We start from the raw sequence: 22,580 nt of genomic DNA, 5'->3' as shown, positions 1-22,580 counted from the left end.
ATGGCCGAGTGTCCGCCGCGCCGCGCGACGGAGCCGATCCCCGAGGAGGTTCGATGACCGAGCTCATCACCACGCCACATCGCTCGCCGACGGCGTTCGGACGCGCCTGTGCCCGCCTTCGCGCGCTGCAACCGGAACATCCGCGGGTCTACGCCGTGGCGTCGATGGCGGAGCAGGGCAAGCGGCGCTGGTGGCAGTTGGCCGACGGGGTGCGCGAGGGGCGCGTCGAACTCATGTACCGGCGGCACGCCGCGGAGATGATCAGCGCCGATATCGCGGCGGAAGTCGTTGCCACCGCGCTGATCCACGCGATCGTGGGACGCGTGGTCGCGTTGCTCGTCGCGGAGGGACGGGCCTGGGATCCCGGCTTGGAGAACCTCTGGATCCATACCGACAACGACGGCGGAATCGACTGGGCGGGCTTGTCGGACACGACCATTCGCGTGGTCGACGGGGATCCGCTGATCGGTGGGCGGGGTGTGGTCGCCTTGCCGTGTCCGGAGGCGATGTACGTGTGGCTCGCGCATCGCTGCGAATCGGCGCTGACGGTCGTCCAGCAGAGCATGGCCCGCTGCTCCGGTCTGAGCGCCCGGCGGTTCTGGTCCCTGGTCGGCGAATCCGTCGCGGGGGCTTCCACTTACGTGCCCGACCTCGCGCGAACCGATTCGGCGACCGGTGCTCGGCGCGGCCAGGCCTTGTTGGCGGCGATGGCCGAGCGTGGACTCCCGGTGCGACGCTCGGGATCTTGCTTAGTTAGGTAAGCCTGACCTATACTGATTTCGGCGTACGGATCGCGCGTGAGTCCCGAGGGCTGCGGTGACCCCCGATCCCGTGCCGCGGCGGGCTCCACCTCCGGTGGGGTCCGCCGCTCTGTCTTCTCGGGACTTCCTGACCTGTAAGAGCGGCCATCAGCAGTCGCCCGTCGATCTGCCCCGTCACGCTCGGCTCGAGCCGCACGAGCACACCACCGTCGACTACCACTCGGTGCGCACGGTGACGCTGCGGAACAACGGGCACACCGTGCAGGCGAACCATCCGGCAGGAAACGGAAATCGCCTCGTGGTGGACGGCGTGCCGTTCGAGCTCGTGCCATTCCATTTCCATCTGCCGAGCGAGCACACCGTGGACGGCGTGGGTACCACGATGGAAGCGCACTTCGTGCACAAGAGCGCGACCGGCGAGGTGGCGGTGCTCGGTGTGCTGCTGCAGGCCGGGCCGGGGCCATCGGGCTTCGCGCCGATCCTCTCGGTCGCGCCGCGGGCGGTGGACGCCGAGACGGTCGTGCCGGGCCCGATCGACTTGCGCTCGATGCTGCCGGGTGTCATCGACCAGTACCGCTATCAGGGTTCACTCACCACGCCGCCGTGCAGCGAGGGCGTCTCATGGGCGGTGCTCGGCAGTCCGGTCGCGGTGGCCCCCGCCGACGCCGACCGGTACCGGACGTTGTTCACGCACAGCGACCGGCCGACCCAGCCGCTGAACGGCCGGTCGGTCACGCTGGCAGGCGGATGAGGCAGCGCCGGTCGGGCGGTGAGGGCTGTGCGACAGTGAATACATGACACAGCAGGAAACGCAGCGGTTCGGCTCGCTGGCGGACGTCACGCCCGAGCAGATGAACGCCTACAGCGAAGGCACCTTCGCCGACCTGATCGGCCTGCGCTACACCGAGCTGAGCCCCGACCGCGTGCGCGGCGAGTGGGTCGTCAAGCCGCACCTCTACCAGCCCGCGGGCATCCAGAACGGCGGTGTGTACTGCACCGTCATCGAGACGCTCGCCAGCATCGCCGGCGGCATCTGGCTCGGCGACCAGGGCACGGTGGTCGGCGTGAACAACAACACCGATTTCCTGCGCGCGGTGCGCGAGGGCACGCTGTCGGGCGAGGCGACGCCGCTGCACCGGGGCAGACTGCAGCAGCTGTGGCAGGTTGTCATCACCGACGAGCAGAACCGCACCGTGGCCCGCGGCCAGGTGCGGTTGCAGAATCTGCCGCATCGTTCCTGACGGTCGCCCGGCGAGGGCGGAACGGGCGTGCCAGAATGGCCGTCACCCGCCTCTGTGAACCGGTGAGGAGCCCGGATGCGACTGTCACCGCACGAGCAGGAGCGCCTGCTGCTCAGCTACGCCGCCGAGCTGGCCCGGCGCAGGCGGGCGCGCGGACTCAAGCTGAACCATCCCGAGGCGGTCGCGCTGATCACCGATCACGTGCTGGAAGGCGCACGGGACGGCCGTACCGTCGCCGAACTGATGTCCTCGGGACGGACGGTCCTCGCCCGCGACGACGTGATGGAAGGCGTGCCGGAGATGATTCCGGATGTCCAGGTCGAGGCGACCTTCCCGGACGGCACCAAGCTGGTCACCGTGCACCATCCGATCGGCTAGGCGGGCGGTATGCGGAATCCGGACGCCGCCCAGGCGAATCGAGGCCCGGCGTGATACCGGGCGAGTACTTCTGCGCCGAGGGCATCATCGAGCTGAATTCCGGCGCGGCGCGCCTCGAACTGGACGTGCTGAACACCGGTGACCGGCCGGTGCAGGTCGGCAGCCATGTGCACTTCCCGCAGGCGAACACGGCGCTGCGGTTCGACCGGGCGGCCGCGCACGGACACCGCCTCGACATTCCGGCCGGGACCGCGGTGCGCTTCGAACCCGGTCTCGGGCAACGCGTGCGGCTCGTGCCGCTGGGCGGCGCCCGCGAGGTCCACGGGATCAGCCGCACCCCACCGGGGCGGCTCGATGACTAGTGCGTGGCCCCGGCCGATCCCCCGGGAGGCCCGGGGCAGGAGGACGCGATGAGTGAGCTGAGCCGGGCGCGGTACGCCGAACTGTTCGGGCCGACGACGGGCGACCGGATTCGATTGGCGGACACCGATCTGCTGATCGAGATCACCGAGGACCGCAGCGGGGGACCGGGGCGCGCCGGCGACGAGGCCGTGTTCGGCGGTGGCAAGGTGCTGCGCGAATCGATGGGCCAGTCCAGGGCGACGCGCGCCGAAGGCACTCCCGACACCGTGATCACGGGCGTGGTGATCATCGACCACTGGGGAATCGTCAAGGCGGACGTCGGTATTCGCGACGGACGGATCAGTGCGATCGGCAAGGCGGGCAATCCCGACACCATGACCGGGGTGCACCCCGATCTCGTCGTCGGCCCGTCCACCGAGATCATCGCGGGCAACGGCCGCATCCTCACCGCGGGCGCGATCGACTGCCACGTGCACTTCATCTGTCCGCAGCTCCTGGAAGAGGCGCTCGGCGGCGGCATCACCACCCTCATCGGCGGGGGCACCGGTCCGGCCGAGGGCAGCAAGGCGACCACCGTGACGCCCGGCGCGTGGCATCTGGCGCGGATGCTCGAGGCCACCGACGGTTGGCCGGTGAACATCGTGCTGCTCGGCAAGGGCAACACCGTCAGCGCGGAGGCCATGTGGGAGCAATTGCGGGCCGGCGCAGCGGGATTCAAGTTGCACGAGGATTGGGGCTCCACACCGGCCGCGATCGATGCCTGCCTCACCGTGGCCGACGCGGCCGGGGTCCAGGTCGCGCTGCACTCGGACATCTTGAACGAGGCCGGTTTCGTCGAGAACACTCTCGCGGCGATCGGCGGGCGCGGCATCCACGCCTACCACACCGAGGGCGCGGGCGGCGGGCACGCGCCCGACATCATCACCGTCGCCGCCCATCACAACGTGCTGCCCAGCTCGACCAACCCGACTCGTCCGCACACGGTCAACACCCTCGACGAGCACCTGGACATGCTCATGGTGTGCCACCATCTGAGCGCGTCGATCCCCGAGGACCTGGCCTTCGCCGAGAGCCGCATCCGCCCGTCCACCATCGCGGCCGAGGACCTGCTGCACGATCTGGGCGCCATCTCGATGATCGGCAGCGACTCGCAGGCCATGGGCCGCATCGGCGAGGTCGTGCTGCGCACCTGGCAGACCGCGCACGTGATGAAGCGCCGCCGCGGCGCCCTGCCGGGCGATGGGGCCGCCGACAACGCACGGGTGCGGCGTTACGTCGCGAAATACACCATCTGCCCGGCCATCGCGCACGGCCTGGACCACGAGATCGGTTCGGTCGAAGTGGGCAAGCTCGCCGATCTGGTGCTGTGGGAGCCCGCGTTCTTCGGCGTCCGCCCGCACGCCGTGCTCAAGGGCGGCGCGATCGCCTGGGCCGCGATGGGCGACGCCAACGCCTCCATCCCGACACCGCAGCCGGTGCTGCCGCGCCCGATGTTCGGCGCCGCCCCGGCGACCGCCGCCGCCACCTCACTGCATTTCGTCTCCGAGCAGGCGATCGAGGACGGCCTCGCCGACCGGCTGCGGGTGCAGCGCAGACTGGTGCCGGTCGGCAACGTGCGCGGCGTGACGAAGACGGATCTGCCGCACAACGGCGCCATGCCGCGCATCGAGGTCGAACCGGATACCTTCACCGTCCGCATCGACGGCGAGGTCTGGCGCGAACAACCGGCAGCCGAACTACCCATGGCGCAGCGCTATTTCCTGTTCTGAGCGCCGGCGAGCTCGACCCCGCTTCCGCCGCGAGAGACAGCGCCGGAGGATTCCGGTGCGGGGACGAAGCTCGAGAAGGTCGGCGGCCCTACAGGACGGTGCCCACCCGCGCGCTGCCGGGCGGGCCGCGTCCCCGATCAGCGGCCAGGCGGACCTGCCGGATCCGACACCGGGACTATCCGGTTCGCGCCGGGCTCGACGAACTCTTCGATCAACACGGGCGCCGCGCTGCTCGGCCCAGCGAGCGGTGTCCCGGGCCCGGGCGGAATCGCCCGCGGTCGGCGGGCATCGCCTACCTGTTGCCCCGCGCGGTCGGCGAGACGCCGGAACCGCTCGGGTGCCCCGAGTTGCCGGCCGCGATGCGATCACGGCTGAACCGACTGGACGACCAGATGGCCAGGCTCGATCCCGCACAGCGCTCGCCGACTACATCGAGGCGGCCGCGCGGACGAGCACCGACGACTATCCTGCCTTCACCGCCCCATCTCCGCCTGAACCCGCGGATTGCGAAAGAAGTGCCGAGGCCTCGGTCTCGCGCCGCTCGCACCGACGCGACCGGAAGAGGAGCGTATAGTCCGGTAGCCTGCCGGAGCTCGAGGAAGGGAGGGCGGCATGGCTGAACCGGACGAGCGGGGGAGGGCGCGTCGAGTTCTGATCGGCATCGTCGGCGGGGCGACGTTCCTGGCGGCGATGTTCGCGACCTCCGCGGCCGCGCCGCTACCGTCGGGCAGTGGCTCGGCCGGACCCTCGAACGGTGCCACGGTCACCCTGAACGACTACTGCCAGGATCCCGGCGCGGTCGGCCACCTCGCCGACGGCCGCACCGTTTACTGCACGCAGGTGCAGAACACCGACGCATTCGTGTGGTCCTACAGCCGTAACCCGATCCCGCGCGATCCCCACACGCGCGGCTACACCTGTGACAGCGATGCCTGCCACCGGCCCGACGGCACCGCCGTCCCGAACTACGAACGCTGCGGAATCCTCTGCGGCGAGCCGCCCACCAGCGGCGACGTGCAGAGCGGCCGCTACGACTGCTTCCAGACGGGCGCCGAATTCGAGGAGTGCGAACGCCGGACGCGGTGACCCGAGCGCCACAAGGTCGCCGTCCGGGTGGTCCTGCTGGTACTCGAAGGCAGCGCCGATCCGGTGGGCGAGGTCGGGAAGCCGCTTCGATCGGTCGCGGACAACAGCCCGCGTGCACCATGACGACCAGCGTCGGCGGCCTACCGTGAACGGTCCGGATCGAAGAACTCTATGCGAGCCGGTGCTCGTGGACCGTAGTGCTCAATCCGGTGCCGTTGAGATCCAGATACAGCAGGCGCTCGGTGACGGACAGGGTGACAGCGTTGCGCCGTTCGATCGCGGCGACGGCGGAATCGATGAAACCGCGGTCGAAGCTGTACAGCGGGATCTCCCCGGCGCGATGAATGCGTTTGCCGGTGAATTGCGCCAGCACCTTGACCGGGTCGCGATGGGTGTAGACGGCGACGCGTTCGGCCAGCTTGCTGCCCCGGTGCACTCGCTCCGCATCGGGGGCGCCGACTTCGATCCACGCGGTGAGGCGTCCGGTGAGGTCACGGACCAGCACCGCGGGCTCGTCGGTGGACGAGACCCCGCCGTCACTGAAGGCGATGCCCTCCTCGTACTCGAGGCAGTAGGCCAGCACGCGCGTCAGCATGAACTCCGCCGATTCCGACGGGTGACGCGCAACCCGCAACTCCAGCTCCTGGTAGACGCCGCGATCGACGTCGGCCAAGTGGACGGCGAAGTTGTGCAGTGTCGCGCTGAGTGCCATAGGTGCAGCAGCTTAACGCTGGGCTACCACATGCGTCCGCGCAGGGACGGCGGCGGACGTGCAGTCCGGCTGCCGACAGGCGTAGTGCGATGTGCGGACGACACGGCGAATGCGGTTGTCGGCTCCTAGGATTCGGTGGTGACACTTACTCGTGACGACTTGATCGGCTATGTCGAGCGCGACCTGGACGCCGATCTGGCGAGATGGTTCGCCGATCGGCCGCCGGTCGACGTGCCGGAGGAAACCCGGCCCGTGGCGCCCTTTCTCGACCGGTTGGCGCCCGCGTCCGCGGCGGCCCTGGCGGCGTTCGATCGCCGGGTGCGGTCCGGGCGGATGCCGCAGTTCCTCGACATCCATTCCTGGTCCTACGGTTTCGATTTCGCCGGCAACGATTGCGGACTGGTGGATTCCGACTACGAGACCCAGTTGACCGACCACGACGTGTACTCGATCGGCGCGGACGGCGGCGGCAACCTGTACCTGGTGCTCACCAACGGACAGGTCGCGATCTGGTTCCACGAGGAAGAAGTCGTCGAGGAAGGCACTCGCTTCGATGATCTCGACGTCTTCCTCTGGTCGGTCGTGCGTTACCACGCGGTGCGGGCCGGGGTGCTGGAGCGCGACGCCGTCGAGGCGGATTTCCTGTCTCTGGGCCAGGACGGCGCGCTGGAGCCGAACCTCGGTTTGTTGCGCTACATGAAGTAAGGCGCGGACGTGGGTCAGTCCTCGCCCGCACGTCGCTGAAACGGCCGAACCCGGAAGGCGTCGCGTAGCCACGGCGATCGGCGGTGGTGGGGGCGGCTGCGGTCGGCCCAGAGCGGATTGGATTCGTCCCGGCGGTAGACGGCGAGCTGACCCGCGATGGCGAAGTGCAGCCGGGTGGCCTTGCCGACGACCTCACCGTCGGTGGCCAGTGCCTCCGGTTTCGGGAGGTGCACGAAGAGTTCGGGCAGCTGGCGCTCGCCGTAGACCTTGCTGTGGCCGATCGCCGCCAGCAGCAGCGCCAGCACGGCACGGCTGCGCGACCAGCGCAGATCGGCGCGCAGCCAGCGCACGTCGAGCAGCCCGGCGTCGAGCCGGTCGCGGAAAGCGGGTACCGCGCCGTGCGGATGGTAGGGACCGTTGCCGACGAACAGGAACCACACCCGCTGCCAGCGCCCGTCCAAGCAGATCTCGATCGGCTCGGCCCGGCGCAGGGTGACCACGAGCGCGGCGGCGAACGCCGGCCATTTGCCCCAGCGTGACTGCCATTGTTCGCGCAACTGCACCAGATCCGGATAGGCGCCGAGGCTGGCCGTGTTGATCAGATGCCTGGTGCGCGAACCGCTCTCGTCCTCGCATTCGACGCTGGCGATGTCGACCGCGACCGCCTCGCCCTCGCCGGTCGCATCGATCACTTCGCGCAGGTCATAGACGCCGAGGTCGCGGGCGAAGTGGTTGAGCGTGCCGGTGGGGATGACGACCAGCGGCAGTTCGTGGCGCAACGCGACCGCGGCCACGGCCGCCACCGTGCCGTCGCCACCGGCGACACCGACCGCCAGCACCGGTTCGCCGTGGTCGGCGATAGCCTGCTCGAGCTGGTCGGCGCAGTCGACATCGGGCTGCGTGCGCAGCACGGTGGCGGCGGGCAGGGCCTCGACGACGTCGTCGGTGGGATCGTAATTCGGATCGCCGGAGATCGGATTGACCATGACGACCAGGCCTTTCCCCTCCACCAGCGTCGGCACCTCGGGGACCGTGCCTGCCTTCGCCTCATCGGATTCGCGCACCGGCCACCAGCGTCGCGTGGCCAAGGCGACACCGGAACCGACGGCCGCGCCGATGACCACATCGGAACTCCAGTGCACACCGGTGTGCACCCGCGAGTAGGCGACGGTGGCGGCCAGCGGGGCGACAACCAGTGCGGTGCGCGGACTTTCCATGGCCACGGCCGTGGCGAACGCGGCGGCGCAGGCGCTGTGTCCCGAGGGGAACGACGACGACCTCGGAGCAGGGGTGAGCCGCCGGTGCACCGGCAGCAACTCGGCGGCGGGCCTGCGTCGTGCGATGAGCGACTTGAGGCCGACATTGACGACGAGGCTGGCTCCGGCGACGGAGACGACACCGCGCAGCGCGGCCCGGCGCGGCGCGCCTTGGCGGGTGGCGAGCAGTGTGGCGAGAGCCAGCCACAAGCCGCTGAAATCGGCGCTGTTGGTGAGTCGCAACAGGCCGTGGTCGGCCACCGAGGCCGGCAGTTCGGCGACCGCGCCGCCGATCGCCCGATCGATTCGTCCGATGCCGTGGAACTTCCGGCGCACCCAGCTACTCACTCGTCCGAGATTACCGATCGCGAACATTACGAAACGTGCCATCCCATGCCATTCCGGCGCCTGCCGTGACGTGGCTGTCCGGGAGCGGTGCCGCGGGATACGGGCAGGGCCCCGGCATTTCGGGGGTAACGCCGTCCTCGTAGCGCCGACATCCCATTGTCGGGAATTCGAAAGGGAGGCGAATGAGGAGGATCATCGGCGCAACAGTGACGGCCATCGCGGCGTGCCTGGCTGTCGGGGGTTGCCAGGGCGGATCGAGCGCGCCTTCCGGACGGGGAGAACCCGCTCGGGCTACCGTCGAAGTCACGCGCACGACGCCCGCGCAGGACGGCGCGACCACGCGGGTTCCCACCGCGAATGTTCCTGCTACCAGCGGAAACGGGCGATGCGTCGATCCGGATTCGAGCGTGGTCGCCCACGCGATGGCTTCGCTCGGGCCCGCGCCGGGCGGCGCGTCGTACGTTGTCGACAGCGCCACCGCCGCGCCGGACGGGGCTTGCCCCGACCTGCTGTGGGTGTTGGCCGCGACACCCGGTGGGACGGCGAGTTCCCCCTGGCATGTGCTGTTCTTCGGTCACGACGGTTATCTCGGCACCGCTACGGCGAAAGCGACGTCTTACACGCAGGTGGTCGGTTCGAGCGCACGCGCTGTGCAGGTGCAGTACCGCTGGCTGGAGGGCCGCGACGCCAATTGCTGCCCCTCGGGCGGGCCGGTCGTGATCACTTTCACACTCGGCGGCGACGGCCGCACGGTGACTCCGAGTCCGGCCATCCCGGATCAGGTCGGCAACCCGGCCGGGTGACCTCGGCGGCTGCCCGGTCGCGAAAGTCGTTCTGCCGCAGTCTTAGTCGTGCAGAGCAATACATACCAACCATGCCTACCCGATCGGGCTGGAAGACGAAATCGGCTGCGTGAACGGCTGGGCACCGGCGCGCAACGGGACCCACGGCGGCATTCGCGGACGCGCCCAGATCCGGTTCGAGCGCCTCGGCGCGGGTTGGCAGGTCGTGCCCGGCGCTATCGGATGGCCGTGGGAATGAGGTGGCGGCGGGCGTCGTCGTCGGTGTCGAGCGCGAAGTAGCTGTCCGGGATGAGCAGCAGGGTGAGCGACAGGCGGGCGGCGATCTCGGCGGCGGCCACGGCGGTGGTGATGCCGACGCCGATCGACGGCGGCCGGTCGGCGACGGAGGATGCCGGCTTCGACCGCTACTGCGGCGCATTCTGTCAATGCGCAACCAATGGTTGCGTCCTGGTGATCGGTGAGCTAGCGTCATACGCAACCGAATGTTGCACATCAGGAAAGGGCGGCGAGTATGGAGTACGGCAGCATCGAACGGGAGATCTACGTCGAGGCCTCGCCGGAGGTGGTGTTCGAGGTCGTCAGCAGCCCGGAGCACATCTCGGAATGGTGGAGCGACGACGCCGAGTTCGACGTGACTCCCGGTGCGGTCGGTGAACTCGTCTGGGGTGACCGGGCGCAGGTCGCTCCGATCACCGTGGTGCGTGCCGAGCGGCCTCGGGTGTTCTCGTTCCGCTGGTGCTACCCCGACGGCGAGGTCGGCGACTCCGCGGGCTCGCTGCTGGTCACCTTCGAACTCGTCGCCTCGGGCGCGGGGACCCGGATCCGGCTCACCGAGACCGGTTTCCGGGAGACGGGCTGGGAGGCCGCGAAGCTGGCCGAGCAGTACCACGAGCACACCGTGGGATGGGACACCTACGTTCCCCGGCTGGGGGAATACATCGCCCGGCTGGTGTCGACCCGGTGACCGCGGCAGTCGACGACGACCTGTGGTCCGCCATCGGGGATCCGACCCGTCGGCGGATGCTCGACCTGCTCCTCGTGGACGGCGGGGGCACCGCCACCAGTCTCAGCGAGCAGTTGCCCGTGACGCGACAGGCGGTCGCGAAACATCTCGGCGTGCTCGACCGCGTCGGCCTGGTGCATGCCACGCCCGCCGGGCGGGAGCGGCGGTACCGCGTCGACGAGGCGCAACTCGCCCGAGCGGTCGCCCAGCTGTCCTCGGTGGGGGCTGCGTGGGACGCCAGGCTCCGCCGTATCAAGCGGATCGCCGAGGCGATCCAGCGCGGTCGAGACCAACAGTGAAATCGAACCGAAAGCAATCGAAGAAGGGAAGCGACAATGGTGGACATCCTGCACAGAGTCGGCATCGAAGCGCCGGTGGACGAGGTCTACGCCGCCCTGACCACCACCGAGGGGCTGGCCGGCTGGTGGGCGAGTGACACCCGCGGCACGAGCGACGAACTCGGCGGACTGATCGAGTTCCGGTTCGGCGCGGGCGGATTCGACATGCGAGTGCGCGCGCTCGAGCCGGGCAAGCGCGTGCTGTGGGAGGTGGTCGGCGGACCCGATGAGTGGATCGGCACCGAAGTGGACTGGACTCTCGATCAGGCGGGCGACTACACCGTCGTGCTCTTCGCGCACCGAGGCTGGAAGGAGCCGGTGGAGTTCATGCACCACTGCAGTACGAAGTGGGCGGTCTTCCTGCTGAGCTTGAAGTCGCTGGTCGAGACCGGGAAAGGCGCGCCGGACCCGCACGACGTCAAGATCGACGACTGGAACTGATCCGGCGCACGGGAGTCCGCGGCGGCACCGGCCGCGCGACGGCATCGTCGCCAGGGGTGACGATGCCGTCGCGCATGGCAGGTCGGCGCGACGTGCGGATCACGCGCCCACGTAGGCCGCGAGATGCTCGCCGGTGAGGGTGGAGCGTGCGGCGACGAGGTCGGCGGGAGTGCCCTCGAAGACGACCCGGCCGCCGTCGTGACCCGCGCCGGGGCCCAGGTCGATGATCCAGTCGGCATGCGCCATCACCGCTTGGTGATGTTCGATGACGATCACCGACTTGCCGGAGTCGACGAGCCGGTCCAGCAGGCCGAGCAGCTGCTCGACGTCGGCGAGATGCAGGCCGGTGGTCGGCTCGTCGAGGATATACACGCCGCCCTTGTCGGCCATGTGCGTGGCCAGCTTGAGCCGCTGCCGCTCACCACCGGACAGCGTGGTGAGCGGCTGGCCCAGGCTGAGATAGCCCAGTCCGACATCGGCGAGCCGGCCCAGGACGGCGTGCGCGGCCGGCGTGTGCGCCTCACCGTCGCCGAAGAACTCCTGCGCCTCGAGCACCGACATCGCGAGCACCTCGCTGATGTCGCGTCCGCCCAGGTGATATTCCAGCACGGATGCCTGGTACCGCTTGCCCTCGCACTCCTCGCAGGTGGTGGCGACGCCGGCCATCATCCCCAGGTCGGTGTAGACGACGCCCGCGCCGTTGCAGGTGGGGCATGCGCCATCCGAATTGGCGCTGAACAGGGCGGGCTTGACGCCGTTCGCCTTCGCGAACGCCTTGCGGATGGGTTCGAGCAGGCCGGTGTAGGTCGCCGGGTTGCTGCGCCGCGAGCCACGGATGGGCGCCTGGTCCACCGACACCACACCCTCGCTCGCGGGAACAGATCCGTGCAGCAGCGAACTCTTGCCGGATCCGGCCACACCGGTGACGGCGACGAGCACTCCCAGGGGAATGTCGACGTCGACGTCGCGCAGGTTGTTCGCGTTCGCGCCGCGGATCGCCAACTTGCCTCGTGCCTGGCGCACCGTCTCCTTGAGCGCGGCCCGGTCGTCGAAATGGCGGCCGGTGACGGTACCGCCGGCCCGCAACCCTTCGACGCTGCCCTCGAAGCAGACGGTGCCGCCCGCCGCACCGGCTCCGGGGCCGAGGTCGACGACGTGGTCGGCGATCACGATCGCCTCCGGCTTGTGCTCCACGACGAGCACTGTGTTGCCCTTGTCCCGCAGCCGCAGCAGCAGGCCGTTCATCCGCTGGATGTCATGCGGGTGCAGGCCGATGGTCGGTTCGTCGAAAACGTAGGTGACGTCGGTGAGCGAGGAGCCGAGATGACGGATCATCTTCGTGCGCTGCGCCTCGCCACCCGACAGCGTGCCCGACGGCCGGTCGAGCGACAGGTAGCCCAGGCCGATCTCCACGAACGAGTCGAGCGTGTGCCGCAGCGCGGCCAGCAGCGGCGCGACCGACGGCTCGTCGAGACCGGACACCCATTCGGCCAGGTCGCTGATCTGCATCGCGCACGCGTCGGCGATGCTGATGCCCGCGATCTTCGAGGAGCGGGCCGCCTCGGTGAGCCGGGTGCCGTCGCACTCGGGACAGGTGGTGAAAGTGACCGCCCGGTCGACGAACGCGCGGATGTGCGGCTGCATCGCCTCCCGGTCCTTGGCCAGGAACGACTTCTGGATCTTGGGAATCAGCCCCTCGTAGGTGAGGTTGACGCCCTCGACCTTCACTTTGGTGGGCTCTTTGTAGAGGAAGTCTTGCATCTCCTTCTTGGTGAACTTGCGGATCGGCTTGTTCGGGTCGAGAAAACCCGACTCCGCGTAGACCCGCACCGTCCAGAAGCTGTCGGACTTCCAGCCGGGAATGGTGAACGCGCCCTCGGCGAGCGACTTGGAGTCGTCGTAGAGCTGGGTCAGGTCGATATCGGAGACCGAGCCCCTGCCCTCGCAGCGCGGGCACATGCCGCCGGTGACGCTGAAGCTGCGGCGCTCTTTGACGGTCCTTCCGGCGCGCTCGGTGGTGACCGCACCCGCGCCGCTGATCGAGGCGACGTTGAAGGAGTACGCCTGCGGGGAGCCGACGTGCGGCTTCCCGAGCCGGCTGAAGAGAATCCGCAGCATGGCATTGGCGTCGGTGGCGGTGCCGACCGTCGAGCGCGGGTCGGAACCCATGCGCTGCTGGTCGACGATGATCGCGGTGGTCAGGCCCTCGAGCACGTCGACATCGGGCCGGGCGAGCGTCGGCATGAAGCCCTGGACGAAGGCGCTGTAGGTCTCGTTGATCAGCCGCTGCGACTCCGCGGCGATGGTGCTGAACACCAGCGAACTCTTGCCCGAGCCGGAGACGCCGGTGAACACTGTCAGCCGCCGTTTCGGGATCTCGATGCTGACATCCTTCAGATTGTTCTCCCGCGCGCCGTGCACGCGGATCAGATCGTGGCTGTCGGCAGCGGGCAGCGCGGGCGACTGCGTGTCCGTCGTCGTGGCCGTGCTCATCGGGTCTCCATCTGTCGGGCGGTGCCGCGTGGGCGGTCCTGGGTCGGCGTCGCCTGGCTCGATCCAACCAGGTGACCGATATGGCTGACTTGTCTGCGGGCCGCCCGGCGGCCAGCCGCTACTGCCGTGGCCTGCGATGGCTATCGGGCCGGTGCGCGGTCGCGGCTGAGCGCGCCGGGGGTTCAGCGCAGTTGCTGGATGCGGATCAGGTTGCCCGCGGGATCACGGACGGCGCAGTCGCGAACCCCGTACGGCTGCTCGGTGGGTTCCTGGACGATTTCCGCGTCGCCGGTCACCAGGCGCTCGAAGGCGTCGTCCAGGTCCTTGGTTGCCAGCAGTATGCCGCCGTAGGTGCCCTTGGCCATCATCTCGGCGATTGTGCGGCGCTCGTCGTCGGTGATGCCGGGGTCGGCGCCCGGCGGGTGCAGCACGATGGAAGTCCCGGGCTGGCCGACGGGGCCGACGGTGAGCCAGCGCATCCCTTCGTATCCGACGTCGTTGCGGACCTCGAAGCCGAGGAGGTCACGGTAGAAGGCCAGCGCCGCGTCCGGATCGTCGTGCGGCAGGAAGCTCGCGTGAATGGTGATGTCCATAGCAGTCAGGCTAATTGCGGCTCGGTAACCGGCGCTTCTCGATTCCTGATCGGTCTGGTCACCTGTTTCGCCACGCAGGACGGCATCCCCGCCGTCGCGCGCGCCGCCTCGCGCCGGTAGACGCTGGGCGGTATGCCGACCAGTTCGGTGAAGCGCGTGCTGAAAGTGCCCAGCGAGGAGCAGCCGACCTCGAAACAGACCTCGGTGACGCTCAGGTCGCCCCGGCGCAGCAGCGACATCGCACGCTCGATGCGCCGGGTCATCAGATAAGAGTACGGCGACTCGCCGTAGGCGAGCCGGAACTGGCGGCTGAGGTGCCCGGCCGACATGTGCGCGTCGCGCGCGAGCGCCTCCACGTCCAAGGGCTGCGCATACTCCCGATCGATGCGGTCGCGGACCCTGCGTAGCCGCGCGAGGTCGTGCAGGTGCTGCGCCGCGGCGGGTCTACTGGTCACCCACCTGATGGTGCCACATCGCGGTGACAAGCGGCCGATGCCGCCGTCCCGCACCTCTCGCGGGACGCCCGGCGCTACCAGAAGGCGGCCGAGAGCTCGTACTCGGCGAGCGCGGACCGTACCAGCTCGGTGAGCCGCTCGGCGTCGAGCAGGGTCGGTGGGTGAAAACCCATGACGCGCAGCGTGATCGTCTCCGCGGCCTCGATCAGCGCGACATAGAGGGTGCCGCCGCGTTCGGTCACGACGGTCCGCGAGTTCAAGCTCTGATTGACCAAGCCGAGCATCATCGCCGAAGCCGGGCGGCCGTCGATGCGGAGGATCTCCGGGTCGAGCTTGCCGAGGCTGGAACAGACCGTGGAGACGGGGTCGGTGGCGGCTTGCCGCGCCAGGTGGGCGTAGCGCCCGCGCGGCAGCGCCACCGCGACCGGAACCAGCGGCGGGACATCCTGCCCGCTCGCCGCGGCTGCCGTGAGCTTCTCCTTCATCACCGCGCGCAACGAGGCGAGATCGGCCGGTTCGCCCTCGCGGGCGTCCACCTCGAAGGCGATCGAGGTCAGAGCGTTCGCGCGGAGATCATCGGCGGTGCGGGTGCTGACCGGCATCATCATGCGAACCCGGCCCGCCTCGTCGGTACGGCCGAGCTCGGTGGCGATGGCGGCCATCATCGCCACCGCCAAGGTGGTACCGGTGCCGCCCCGCGCCCGTGCCGCCGCATGCCAGGGCTGCGCCGGAACTGTCGCGGTGACCGTCGGCAGGCGGAAGTCCGGTGCGTCGCCGGTGGGCCCGCCGCGCCTTGCGGTGGCCAACCGCAGCGCCAGACCGGCCGCCGAGGGCAACGACCGGGCTCGCCGCGCGGCATCGCGAAGATCGTCGGCGAACAAGCGCATCCGGCCGAATTCGTCGCTCGGATACACCAAGTCGAGCCGCTTTCCCGCGACCGCGTCCGTGACCGCCGCGCAGACCGCGTTGCCATCGGCGAGAGTGTGCGAAACCAGCAGCGACACCACGCTTTCCCCGTTGTCGAGGTGGGCCGCCGCCAGTCGCCATGCGGGCCCGCCGAAGGTGCGCAACTCGGCATGTCCCTGTTCGGCGATCCAGGCCTCCAGGGCATCGGAGGGAATAGGTTCGTCCGCGACCTCGAGCGGGCTGAATTCGATTCGGGTGGTCCAGCGATCCCCGGCGGCGGGGATCATCGCGGGCGCGACCGCCCTGCCCAGCCTGCCGTGGCGCAATGTCTCGTGGAAACGCTCCAGCGCCGCGATATCCACCCGACGGTCGTAACGCCAGACCGTTTGTATCGCCAGGGTTCCCCCCAGCGCGGAGTGCCCCCGTGCACTCACGCAATCGATATCGGTCAGGCGGTAGGTCACGCGAATCTCCCCTCGAGTTCCGGACGCCGGGGCGGGTCCGCGCCGGCGTCGTCGTCGCCGCCACAACTCGGCGCTACGACGATGAGGTTCGTTCGAATGTCCGGCTTCGAGCTGTTCGGCCAACCAAGAGCATCCGGCCTGGCAACGCCGTGGTCAACCCTACTCGCGGGTTCGGTGGTGGCGGCGCGGCGGTGCGGTGCGAACGGTAGCTATTGGTCCGCTGTGCTGCGCCGACGAGAATTCGCTCGCCACCTGCGCGGGAAGCGGGGCGGGTGCCAACCGGTGCGGCGAACCGGCCCGATACCGGCAGCCGGAGTTGGACAGGCGGCCATTTCAGCAACGAGCCGGCGGCGCGGGCGCGGTCAGCGCGCGGCCGGATCGCGCCCGCGGATCAGCGGCAGGTAGACCTCGTCCACGATGTCGACCAGGACGTCGTCGGGCGCGGTCGGCGCGCCGCGCACGACGAATTCGTTGCGGAGCAGGACCAGGGCCACGGTGGCGACGCGCGGATGCAGCGCCTCGGGAGCGGCTTCACCCCGGGCGACGGCACGGCCGAGCAGGGTGAGCCACGGGGCCGCGGCGGCGTCGCCGGACTGATCCGGCAGCTGTGTCAGGAGTTCGGATACGCCGCCGGTGGCCGCCAGGAGTTCGCGCAGGATCGCGCCCGAGGGTGAGCTCCAATGGCGGTTGACGCGCCGCAGCAGTTCCAGCGCGTCTTCGCGCAGGCTGCCGGTGTCCGGCGGTGGTGTCGTCGTGGCCAACCGCCGGTAGGCGGCGATGCCGAGCGCGAGGCGATTCGGCCAGCGGCGGTAGATGGCGTTCTTGTTGGTTCCGGCCCGGGCGGCGACTTTGTCCATGGTCAGCGCGGCGTAACCGGATTCGAGCAGTTCGTCCGCCGCGGCGCCCAGGATCGCCTCTTCGAGAGCGGCCCCACGTCGGCGCGTCTGCCCGGCGCTCGGCTGCCGGACCGCATCTTCCACCTCGGCCCCTTTCCGCGATCGACGCCGATCCTACTTGCCGGGCGTGCTTGCTCGACCACATCTAAAGCTTTAGGGTACTTGAAGTACTCTATTTTACGTTGGAAGGCGGAGTCGATGCGTGCCGAAGGCATCAGTTACGAGACCGGTTTCATCCATGCCGGACGATTCTCCCGCGCTCGGTTCGACCCCGAAACGGCGGCCGGAGAATTGCGCGTCATTCGTGACGATCTGCACTGCAATGCGGTTCGCGTCATCGGAGGTGATCCGGGGCGACTGGAAATCGCGGCTGCCGTAGCCGCCGATCTCGGGCTCGAAATATGGCTCTCGCCGTACCCTCTCGAATCGACCACGGAGGAGATGCTGGCCCTGTTCGCGGATTGTGCCGAGCGGGCCGAGCGGATCCGGCAGCGCGGAGCCGAGGTGGTCTTCGTGACCGGCGCCGAGCTGAGCTTGATGCACCCCGGGTTCCTCCCGGGGGACAGCATCGACGAGCGTGTGCGGCTGCTGACCACCCGGCCGGATGACCTGGGTGAACTCGTCGTCGAGGCGAGCAGGCGCGTGAACGACTTCCTCGGCAAGGCAGTAGCGACCGTTCGCGAGCGTTTCGGCGGCCTTGTCACCTACGCTTCCGTCCCCCTGGAGCGCGTCGACTGGACGCCGTTCGACATCGTGTCGGTGGACCTGTACCGGACGGCGGAGATCGCCGACCGATTCGGCGAGGGCGTTCGCACCCTCGTCGCCACGGGAAAGCCGGTCGCGATCACCGAATTCGGTGCGGCGACCTTCGCGGGCGCGGGTGATCTCGGAGCGCAAGGCCTGCAGATCGTCGAATACGACGACACCCGCGGGCCGGTCCGGTTGAACGGCGAGTACACCCGCGACGAGGCCGGGCAGGCACGGTATCTGCGCGAGTTGCTGGAGATCTTCGACGCGGAGGGCGTCGACAGCGCATTCGTCTTCGTCCTCGCGCTCTACGACCATGTACACCGCCCCGGCGGCGACCCACGCGACGACCTGGACCTGGCCAGCTACGGCGTGGTCAAGGTCCTCGAAGACCGCCCCGGCGAAACCTACCCCGACCTCCCCTGGGAACCCAAAGCCGCGTTCACCACCCTCGCCGACTACTACCGGAGCCGGTGAGCCGCAACAGGTATCCGCCCGATCGTGGCGGAGTGAGGGCGGGTCAGTCGTGGTGGGCGCGGTGGTGGCGGAAGGCCAGGCGGACGAGGTCGGCGATGTCCGGGTCGGCGATCGCGTAGACGTGACGTCTGCCGTCCTTGTGCGCGTGGACCAGACCGGCGAGTTTCAGTTTGGCCAGGTGCTGGCTCACGGCGGGCACGGACTGGCCGACGGCGGCGGCGAGCGAGCCGACGTCGCGCTCGCCCTGTGCGAGGAGCCAGAGTATCTGCAGGCGCGCGGTGGCCGCGAGCATGCCGAAAACGGCCGCCGCGTCCTGTAATCGGTCCGCCGGATGGGTCCCGGCGACTCGCCCTGCTGCGTCACGTCCGCCTCCATAGCTGTCGGTAGGGTGACACGGCCGTATCCGGCTGTGCAACCGTGTGGCCGGTGTCCGGCCCGCGCGGCCACAGGCCGAAAACCGCTGTCGTGGGCACGCGTCCGGCTCCGTTCGTGCCGCAAGATTTCCACCGGGTGGCGCGCTGTCGAATACTTGCGCAACTGATTGACGTACCCCGATCGGCGGTTTCTAATGATGGATGGCGCAATTCGTGCGCCGGTCGGCCAACGAAGCGAGGTGAGCGGCAGGTGCCGGATGACAGTATCGACATCTACAGCCGGGCCACCCTCGAGAACGGGTTGCGCCGCCGCGTCATTGATCCGCGTGTGTGATCGGCGACCGGGCAACGGCGCCCTGATCGGCCGACGCGGCACGTACTTCCACCTTCGTTGTTCCGACGCGTGAGGGCGGCGCGTCCGGGTTCGACCGATGCGTGGTCTTCTGGTCCGCACCGATGGTCTCGTCGCGGATCGACGCTGCCCCGCCCGTGTGCGCGTCCTCTGCCCAGGAGGGGTGCGCCCACCCCCCGCACGATAGTAAGTATTGGAGCCCCCGGCTATGGCCATACTGCTTGAGAAAGTCGAAAGATCTTCTCGCCCAACGGGTCCGGAGCACGAGTGGACCGGCTTTCTCTCGGACTCACCCGCGCGACCCTTCTCCGGGCAGCGGTAGTCGATGACGACCTTTCTCAGCGCTGTGACCGCCGATCACTTCGACACGGAAGTGCTGCAGCAACATTGGATTCCCGTCGCCGCCGACGACGCCGACACCGCGGCCGTGCTCCGGGAACGGCTCGGCATCGACTTCACCGCCGCACACAACCAGGTCTGGGAGGCGGGTAACTTCGTCTATCTGCCGGTGGTCGCCAACTATCAGCTCGGCGAGACCATCGAACAGGCGACAATCGTCTTCGCCCTGGGCGGAGAGTTCCTGGTGACGCTGCAGCCGTCCGAGCATTTCGTCCCGTTCGACAAGGCGGTCGCGAAGATGCGCCGCAACCCGGAACTCGCCGGCTCCGCGCACGGCGTGATGTACGCGCTGCTGTGGGCACTGAACGAGGCGTCCGAGCGGGTCCTCCACCGCGCCGGCGACGCGCTGGAGGCGACGGGCGAAGACATCGAGCGGGCGATTTCCACCGGCGACCGGCGCGACTTCGCGACCTCGGACGTGCGCGGCGCGCTGTCGCGGCTGAACGCGACCGAGCGAATCATCGCGCGGACTCGGGAGACGCAACTGCAGTTGGCCCGCGCGGCACGCCACCTGCGGGCCGAGGCCCCGTCCGCCCGCGTCGGGCTGGACGGCGCGATCGGCGTGCTGCTCGCGGACATCGACGGGGTGGGACAGCACGCGGTCGCGGCGTACGACAAGGTTCGGTACCGGCAGCAGTCCGCGCTGGCGGGGCTGGATATCCGGCAGAACGAGATCGTCAAGGCGTTCGCCGTCACCGCGGTGTTCCTGCCGCCCACGCTGATCGCCACCTGCTACGCCGTGGATCTGATCTCCGAGTTGTCCTGGCAAACCGGTCTTTTTGTGACCTGTCTGCTCACGCTGGCGGCCGCGCTGATTCCCCTCGCCTACCTGAAGAACAAGGGCTTGCTGCGCTGATACCCGTCGCTCGAGTCTCAGGATCATTACCTCGCGCGTAATCGACGCGGGGCGCGCGGCACGGCAAGGTTGGGTACAGCCGATCGGGGAACCCGACTCGGTTGACGAAAACCATTGCAGCACAGGAGGTTCAACATGTCGCACTACGAGGATGCGGTCGATCGGTACTTCGCCGCGTGGAACGCCACCGACGAGGACGCCAGGGCCGCCGCGGTCGCGGCCGCATGGGCGGAGGACGGCGCGTACACCGATCCGCTCGCGCAGGTTCGCGGGCACGCCCAGCTGACGGCGGCCATCGGGGGCGTGCAGGCGCAGTTCCCCGGCTTCGAGTTCCGCCGCCTCGGCGCGGTCGACGGCCACCACGACATCGCCCGCTTCTCCTGGGAGCTGGTCTCGGCGGCCGACGGTAGCGCACCGGTCGCGGGTTCGGATGTGATCACCCTCGGGCCCGACGGCCGGATCGAGAGTGTGCACGGTTTTCTCGACCGGGTGCCGTCGGCTTGACCGCGGTCGGTCCGCGACACGCCCGGCGCACCGGAGTCCGTTTGCGCCTGCGGCGAACACGATGCGTCGTGGGCGCCGCGGGGGCATCCTGGACGCAGTAGTGCAGTTCCGGCAACAGGGTGGTGGTCGGCGTGGACAACGCCGCGATGGATGCCTACTCCCGCACGGTGATCGCGGTGGCGGTGTCGGTGACGCCGCACGTCGCGAGTGTGCGGACCAGGCGGGGGAGTGGATCGGCGGTGGTCTTCACCGACGACGGATTCCTGCTCACGAACGCGCACGTGATCGGCGCGGCGCGCGAAGGCGAAGTGGTCTTCGCCGACGGGGTGGAATCCCGATTCCAGGTGGTCGGGGTGGATCCGCTGTCGGATCTGGCGGTGCTGCGCGCCCGCGACGGCGCGCCGGACGCGGTGCCGCTCGGCGACGCCGATCGATTGGTGGTCGGCCAGCTGGTGGTGGCGGTCGGCAGTCCGCTGGGTCTGGCGGGCTCGGTCACCGCGGGCGTGGTCAGCGCGCTCGGGCGGGCGGTTCCGGTGGCTTCCCGCCGCGCCGGGCGGGTGATCGAAGACGTGATCCAGACCGATGCGGCGCTCAATCCGGGTAACTCCGGCGGTGCGCTGTCGGATTCGGCGGGCCGGGTGGTCGGCATCAACACCGCGGTCGCCGGGATCGGTTTGGGCCTGGCCATCCCGATCAACGCGACGACGCGCCGGATCATCGGAACGTTGCACACCGAGGGGCGGGTGCGCCGCGCCTACCTGGGCCTGGTCGGCGTGCCCGCGCCGCTGCCCGAGCCGGTCGCCGCGCGCACCGGGCAGGCGGCCGGGGTGCGCATCGTGGAGGTGGTCCGCGGCGGCCCCGCCGAGGAAGCGGGCCTGCGCCGCGGTGATCTGGTACTGAGCGTGGCGCGGTCGGAAGTGCGGGATGCTCAGGGCATTCAGCGGCAGCTTTTCGCCGAGGCGATCGGCGTGCAGCTGCCCGTCACGGTGCTGCGCAACGGAGCGATGGTGGACGTGATCGCGGTTCCGGTGGAACTGGTAGCCGACTGAGCGTCGTCAGTCGGCGGCCGGGACGGACTCGGGGACGTCCACCGGGACAGGTGGCGCCGTCCTCCAGCGTGCGTCGACGACCAGACCCGCCAGGCCGATGGCGAGGCAGACGCCGGACAGCACCAGCATCGCCGGATGGGTCGTTCCGGTGAGCGCGTCGCCGAGGACGACGGTGCCGATCGTGCCGGGCAGCACGCCGAGCACCGTGGCGATGAGGTAGGGCCAGAACCGGATCGAGGACAGCCCGCAGCAGTAGTTGATCACCGAGAACGGCACTGCCGCGATGAGCCGGAGCGAGCCGACCGCAAGCCAGCCCCGGCGCGCGAGACGTTCATCGATCGCGCGCACCGCGGGATGGGTGAGCCGGGCGGCGACCTGCTCCCGGTCCAGCGCGCGCACGAGCAGGATCGCCAGTACCGCGCTCACGGTCGTCGCGCTCACCGCCAGCGTGATGCCCAGCAGCGGGCCGAACAGCAGCCCGGCGCTGACGGTGAACATGGTGCGGGGAATCGGCGCCACCGTCACCACAGCGTGCACCAGGAAGAACACCAGCGGGAAGACCGGGCCGACCGACGTCGCCCACTCCTGCACCTGACGGGGAGAAGGCAGCGGAACCAGCAGGGCCGCGCCGAACAATGCCACCGCGCCGACGACCGGTGCGACGAAACGCGGGTCACGGATCAGCCTGGCCACCACGCCGCCGCGCCTGCGCTCGGCTGCGTCGTGCCCCTCGATGCTGCGGTCGATCACCGCGACAGGTTACCGGTTGGTAGTGGCGGGCAGGGGCAACGGCTGCGAATGCGCCCGCTAG

The 22,580-nt window shown here is 69.4% G+C and carries 26 protein-coding genes; 16 read left to right on the top strand and 10 right to left on the bottom strand.

Annotated elements, in window-relative coordinates; all coding sequences use genetic code 11:
• Positions 1 to 53 precede the first annotated feature (53 nt).
• The 7 genes from ACWEKR_RS19425 (at position 54) to ACWEKR_RS19395 (ending at position 5,598) form a co-directional block, all read left to right on the top strand.
• Positions 54 to 761, top strand: a complete 708-nt coding sequence (locus ACWEKR_RS19425) for a hypothetical protein (protein ID WP_452355648.1) — start codon at positions 54 to 56, stop codon at positions 759 to 761.
• A gap of 55 nt (positions 762 to 816) precedes the next feature.
• Positions 817 to 1,512 carry a carbonic anhydrase gene (locus ACWEKR_RS19420; protein WP_452355647.1) on the top strand — a complete coding sequence of 232 codons (696 nt, stop codon included), beginning with the start codon at positions 817 to 819 and terminating at the stop codon, positions 1,510 to 1,512.
• Positions 1,513 to 1,612: 100 nt separating this feature from the next.
• Positions 1,613 to 2,002: a PaaI family thioesterase gene (locus ACWEKR_RS19415; RefSeq protein ID WP_228830539.1), complete on the top strand. Its 390-nt coding sequence runs from the start codon at positions 1,613 to 1,615 to the stop codon at positions 2,000 to 2,002.
• A 75-nt stretch (positions 2,003 to 2,077) separates the two neighbouring features.
• Positions 2,078 to 2,380, top strand: a complete 303-nt coding sequence (locus ACWEKR_RS19410) for an urease subunit gamma (protein WP_195090954.1) — start codon at positions 2,078 to 2,080, stop codon at positions 2,378 to 2,380.
• Between the two features lie 50 nt (positions 2,381 to 2,430).
• Positions 2,431 to 2,742 carry an urease subunit beta gene (locus tag ACWEKR_RS19405; RefSeq protein WP_452355646.1) on the top strand — a complete coding sequence of 104 codons (312 nt, stop codon included), beginning with the start codon at positions 2,431 to 2,433 and terminating at the stop codon, positions 2,740 to 2,742.
• Between the two features lie 48 nt (positions 2,743 to 2,790).
• A complete protein-coding gene (locus tag ACWEKR_RS19400; protein ID WP_452355645.1) occupies positions 2,791 to 4,512 on the top strand; it encodes an urease subunit alpha in 1,722 nt (573 codons plus the stop codon).
• A gap of 612 nt (positions 4,513 to 5,124) precedes the next feature.
• On the top strand, positions 5,125 to 5,598 hold the full coding sequence (locus ACWEKR_RS19395; RefSeq protein WP_452355644.1) for a hypothetical protein: 474 nt from the start codon (positions 5,125 to 5,127) through the stop codon (positions 5,596 to 5,598).
• A gap of 169 nt (positions 5,599 to 5,767) precedes the next feature.
• Here the strand turns inward: ACWEKR_RS19395 and ACWEKR_RS19390 are convergent, their stop codons facing one another.
• The gene (locus tag ACWEKR_RS19390) at positions 5,768 to 6,310 is read right to left on the bottom strand and encodes a YaeQ family protein (RefSeq protein WP_452355643.1); all 543 of its coding nucleotides are present in this window, start codon (positions 6,308 to 6,310) and stop codon (positions 5,768 to 5,770) included.
• Positions 6,311 to 6,448: 138 nt separating this feature from the next.
• Between ACWEKR_RS19390 and ACWEKR_RS19385 the strand changes: the two genes are divergently transcribed.
• Positions 6,449 to 7,015 carry a hypothetical protein gene (locus tag ACWEKR_RS19385; protein ID WP_452355642.1) on the top strand — a complete coding sequence of 189 codons (567 nt, stop codon included), beginning with the start codon at positions 6,449 to 6,451 and terminating at the stop codon, positions 7,013 to 7,015.
• 14 nt (positions 7,016 to 7,029) lie between these two features.
• On the opposite strand, the gene ACWEKR_RS19380 is transcribed toward ACWEKR_RS19385, so the two are convergent.
• A complete protein-coding gene (locus ACWEKR_RS19380; protein WP_452355641.1) occupies positions 7,030 to 8,619 on the bottom strand; it encodes a phosphatase PAP2 family protein in 1,590 nt (529 codons plus the stop codon).
• A 407-nt stretch (positions 8,620 to 9,026) separates the two neighbouring features.
• On the opposite strand from ACWEKR_RS19380, the gene ACWEKR_RS19375 reads away from it, so the two are divergent.
• On the top strand, positions 9,027 to 9,422 hold the full coding sequence (locus ACWEKR_RS19375) for an LppP/LprE family lipoprotein (protein ID WP_452355640.1): 396 nt from the start codon (positions 9,027 to 9,029) through the stop codon (positions 9,420 to 9,422).
• A 215-nt stretch (positions 9,423 to 9,637) separates the two neighbouring features.
• Here ACWEKR_RS19375 and ACWEKR_RS19370 read toward each other — a convergent pair whose 3' ends face one another.
• On the bottom strand, positions 9,638 to 9,760 hold the full coding sequence (locus ACWEKR_RS19370) for a hypothetical protein (protein WP_452355639.1): 123 nt from the start codon (positions 9,758 to 9,760) through the stop codon (positions 9,638 to 9,640).
• 173 nt (positions 9,761 to 9,933) lie between these two features.
• Here ACWEKR_RS19370 and ACWEKR_RS19365 point away from each other — a divergent pair, with 173 nt between their 5' ends.
• Genes ACWEKR_RS19365 through ACWEKR_RS19355 form a run of 3 tightly spaced genes read left to right on the top strand, consistent with a single transcriptional unit; the run spans position 9,934 to position 11,204 of the window.
• A complete protein-coding gene (locus tag ACWEKR_RS19365) occupies positions 9,934 to 10,386 on the top strand; it encodes an SRPBCC domain-containing protein (RefSeq protein WP_452355638.1) in 453 nt (150 codons plus the stop codon).
• Complete coding sequence (locus ACWEKR_RS19360) at positions 10,383 to 10,724, top strand: ArsR/SmtB family transcription factor (protein WP_452355637.1); 342 nt, start codon at positions 10,383 to 10,385, stop codon at positions 10,722 to 10,724. The genes ACWEKR_RS19365 and ACWEKR_RS19360 overlap by 4 nt, the downstream gene beginning before the upstream one ends.
• Before the next feature lie 36 nt (positions 10,725 to 10,760).
• Positions 10,761 to 11,204 carry an SRPBCC family protein gene (locus ACWEKR_RS19355; RefSeq protein WP_452355636.1) on the top strand — a complete coding sequence of 148 codons (444 nt, stop codon included), beginning with the start codon at positions 10,761 to 10,763 and terminating at the stop codon, positions 11,202 to 11,204.
• Positions 11,205 to 11,303: 99 nt separating this feature from the next.
• Here ACWEKR_RS19355 and ACWEKR_RS19350 read toward each other — a convergent pair whose 3' ends face one another.
• The 5 genes from ACWEKR_RS19350 to ACWEKR_RS19330 form a co-directional block, all read right to left on the bottom strand.
• Complete coding sequence (locus ACWEKR_RS19350) at positions 11,304 to 13,697, bottom strand: ATP-binding cassette domain-containing protein (protein WP_452355635.1); 2,394 nt, start codon at positions 13,695 to 13,697, stop codon at positions 11,304 to 11,306.
• Between the two features lie 182 nt (positions 13,698 to 13,879).
• Positions 13,880 to 14,290 carry a VOC family protein gene (locus tag ACWEKR_RS19345; RefSeq protein ID WP_452355634.1) on the bottom strand — a complete coding sequence of 137 codons (411 nt, stop codon included), beginning with the start codon at positions 14,288 to 14,290 and terminating at the stop codon, positions 13,880 to 13,882.
• Positions 14,291 to 14,295: 5 nt separating this feature from the next.
• A complete protein-coding gene (locus ACWEKR_RS19340; protein WP_195090984.1) occupies positions 14,296 to 14,745 on the bottom strand; it encodes a helix-turn-helix transcriptional regulator in 450 nt (149 codons plus the stop codon).
• Positions 14,746 to 14,819: 74 nt separating this feature from the next.
• A complete protein-coding gene (locus ACWEKR_RS19335) occupies positions 14,820 to 16,115 on the bottom strand; it encodes a hypothetical protein (protein WP_452355633.1) in 1,296 nt (431 codons plus the stop codon).
• A 362-nt stretch (positions 16,116 to 16,477) separates the two neighbouring features.
• The gene (locus tag ACWEKR_RS19330) at positions 16,478 to 17,095 is read right to left on the bottom strand and encodes a TetR/AcrR family transcriptional regulator (RefSeq protein WP_452355632.1); all 618 of its coding nucleotides are present in this window, start codon (positions 17,093 to 17,095) and stop codon (positions 16,478 to 16,480) included.
• Positions 17,096 to 17,209: 114 nt separating this feature from the next.
• On the opposite strand from ACWEKR_RS19330, the gene ACWEKR_RS19325 reads away from it, so the two are divergent.
• Positions 17,210 to 18,235 (top strand): hypothetical protein, encoded by a 1,026-nt coding sequence (locus ACWEKR_RS19325; protein ID WP_452355631.1) that lies wholly within the window; start codon positions 17,210 to 17,212, stop codon positions 18,233 to 18,235.
• Positions 18,236 to 18,278: 43 nt separating this feature from the next.
• Here ACWEKR_RS19325 and ACWEKR_RS19320 read toward each other — a convergent pair whose 3' ends face one another.
• On the bottom strand, positions 18,279 to 18,650 hold the full coding sequence (locus ACWEKR_RS19320) for an ArsR/SmtB family transcription factor (RefSeq protein ID WP_452355630.1): 372 nt from the start codon (positions 18,648 to 18,650) through the stop codon (positions 18,279 to 18,281).
• A gap of 636 nt (positions 18,651 to 19,286) precedes the next feature.
• Here ACWEKR_RS19320 and ACWEKR_RS19315 point away from each other — a divergent pair.
• From ACWEKR_RS19315 to ACWEKR_RS19305, 3 genes are all read left to right on the top strand, one after another.
• A complete protein-coding gene (locus ACWEKR_RS19315; protein ID WP_452355629.1) occupies positions 19,287 to 20,216 on the top strand; it encodes a CorA family divalent cation transporter in 930 nt (309 codons plus the stop codon).
• 135 nt (positions 20,217 to 20,351) lie between these two features.
• Entirely contained in the window at positions 20,352 to 20,720 is a 369-nt protein-coding gene (locus ACWEKR_RS19310) for a nuclear transport factor 2 family protein (protein WP_452355628.1), read from the top strand.
• A 146-nt stretch (positions 20,721 to 20,866) separates the two neighbouring features.
• Entirely contained in the window at positions 20,867 to 21,769 is a 903-nt protein-coding gene (locus ACWEKR_RS19305) for a S1C family serine protease (RefSeq protein WP_452355697.1), read from the top strand.
• A 6-nt stretch (positions 21,770 to 21,775) separates the two neighbouring features.
• Here the strand turns inward: ACWEKR_RS19305 and ACWEKR_RS19300 are convergent, their stop codons facing one another.
• The gene (locus ACWEKR_RS19300) at positions 21,776 to 22,462 is read right to left on the bottom strand and encodes a TVP38/TMEM64 family protein (RefSeq protein ID WP_452355696.1); all 687 of its coding nucleotides are present in this window, start codon (positions 22,460 to 22,462) and stop codon (positions 21,776 to 21,778) included.
• Positions 22,463 to 22,580: the final 118 nt, after the last annotated feature.

The organism is Nocardia sp. NPDC004573 (genome assembly GCF_053602135.1).
Note: the sequence above shows the minus strand (reverse complement) of the source record. Positions and strands in the feature narration are given on the sequence as shown.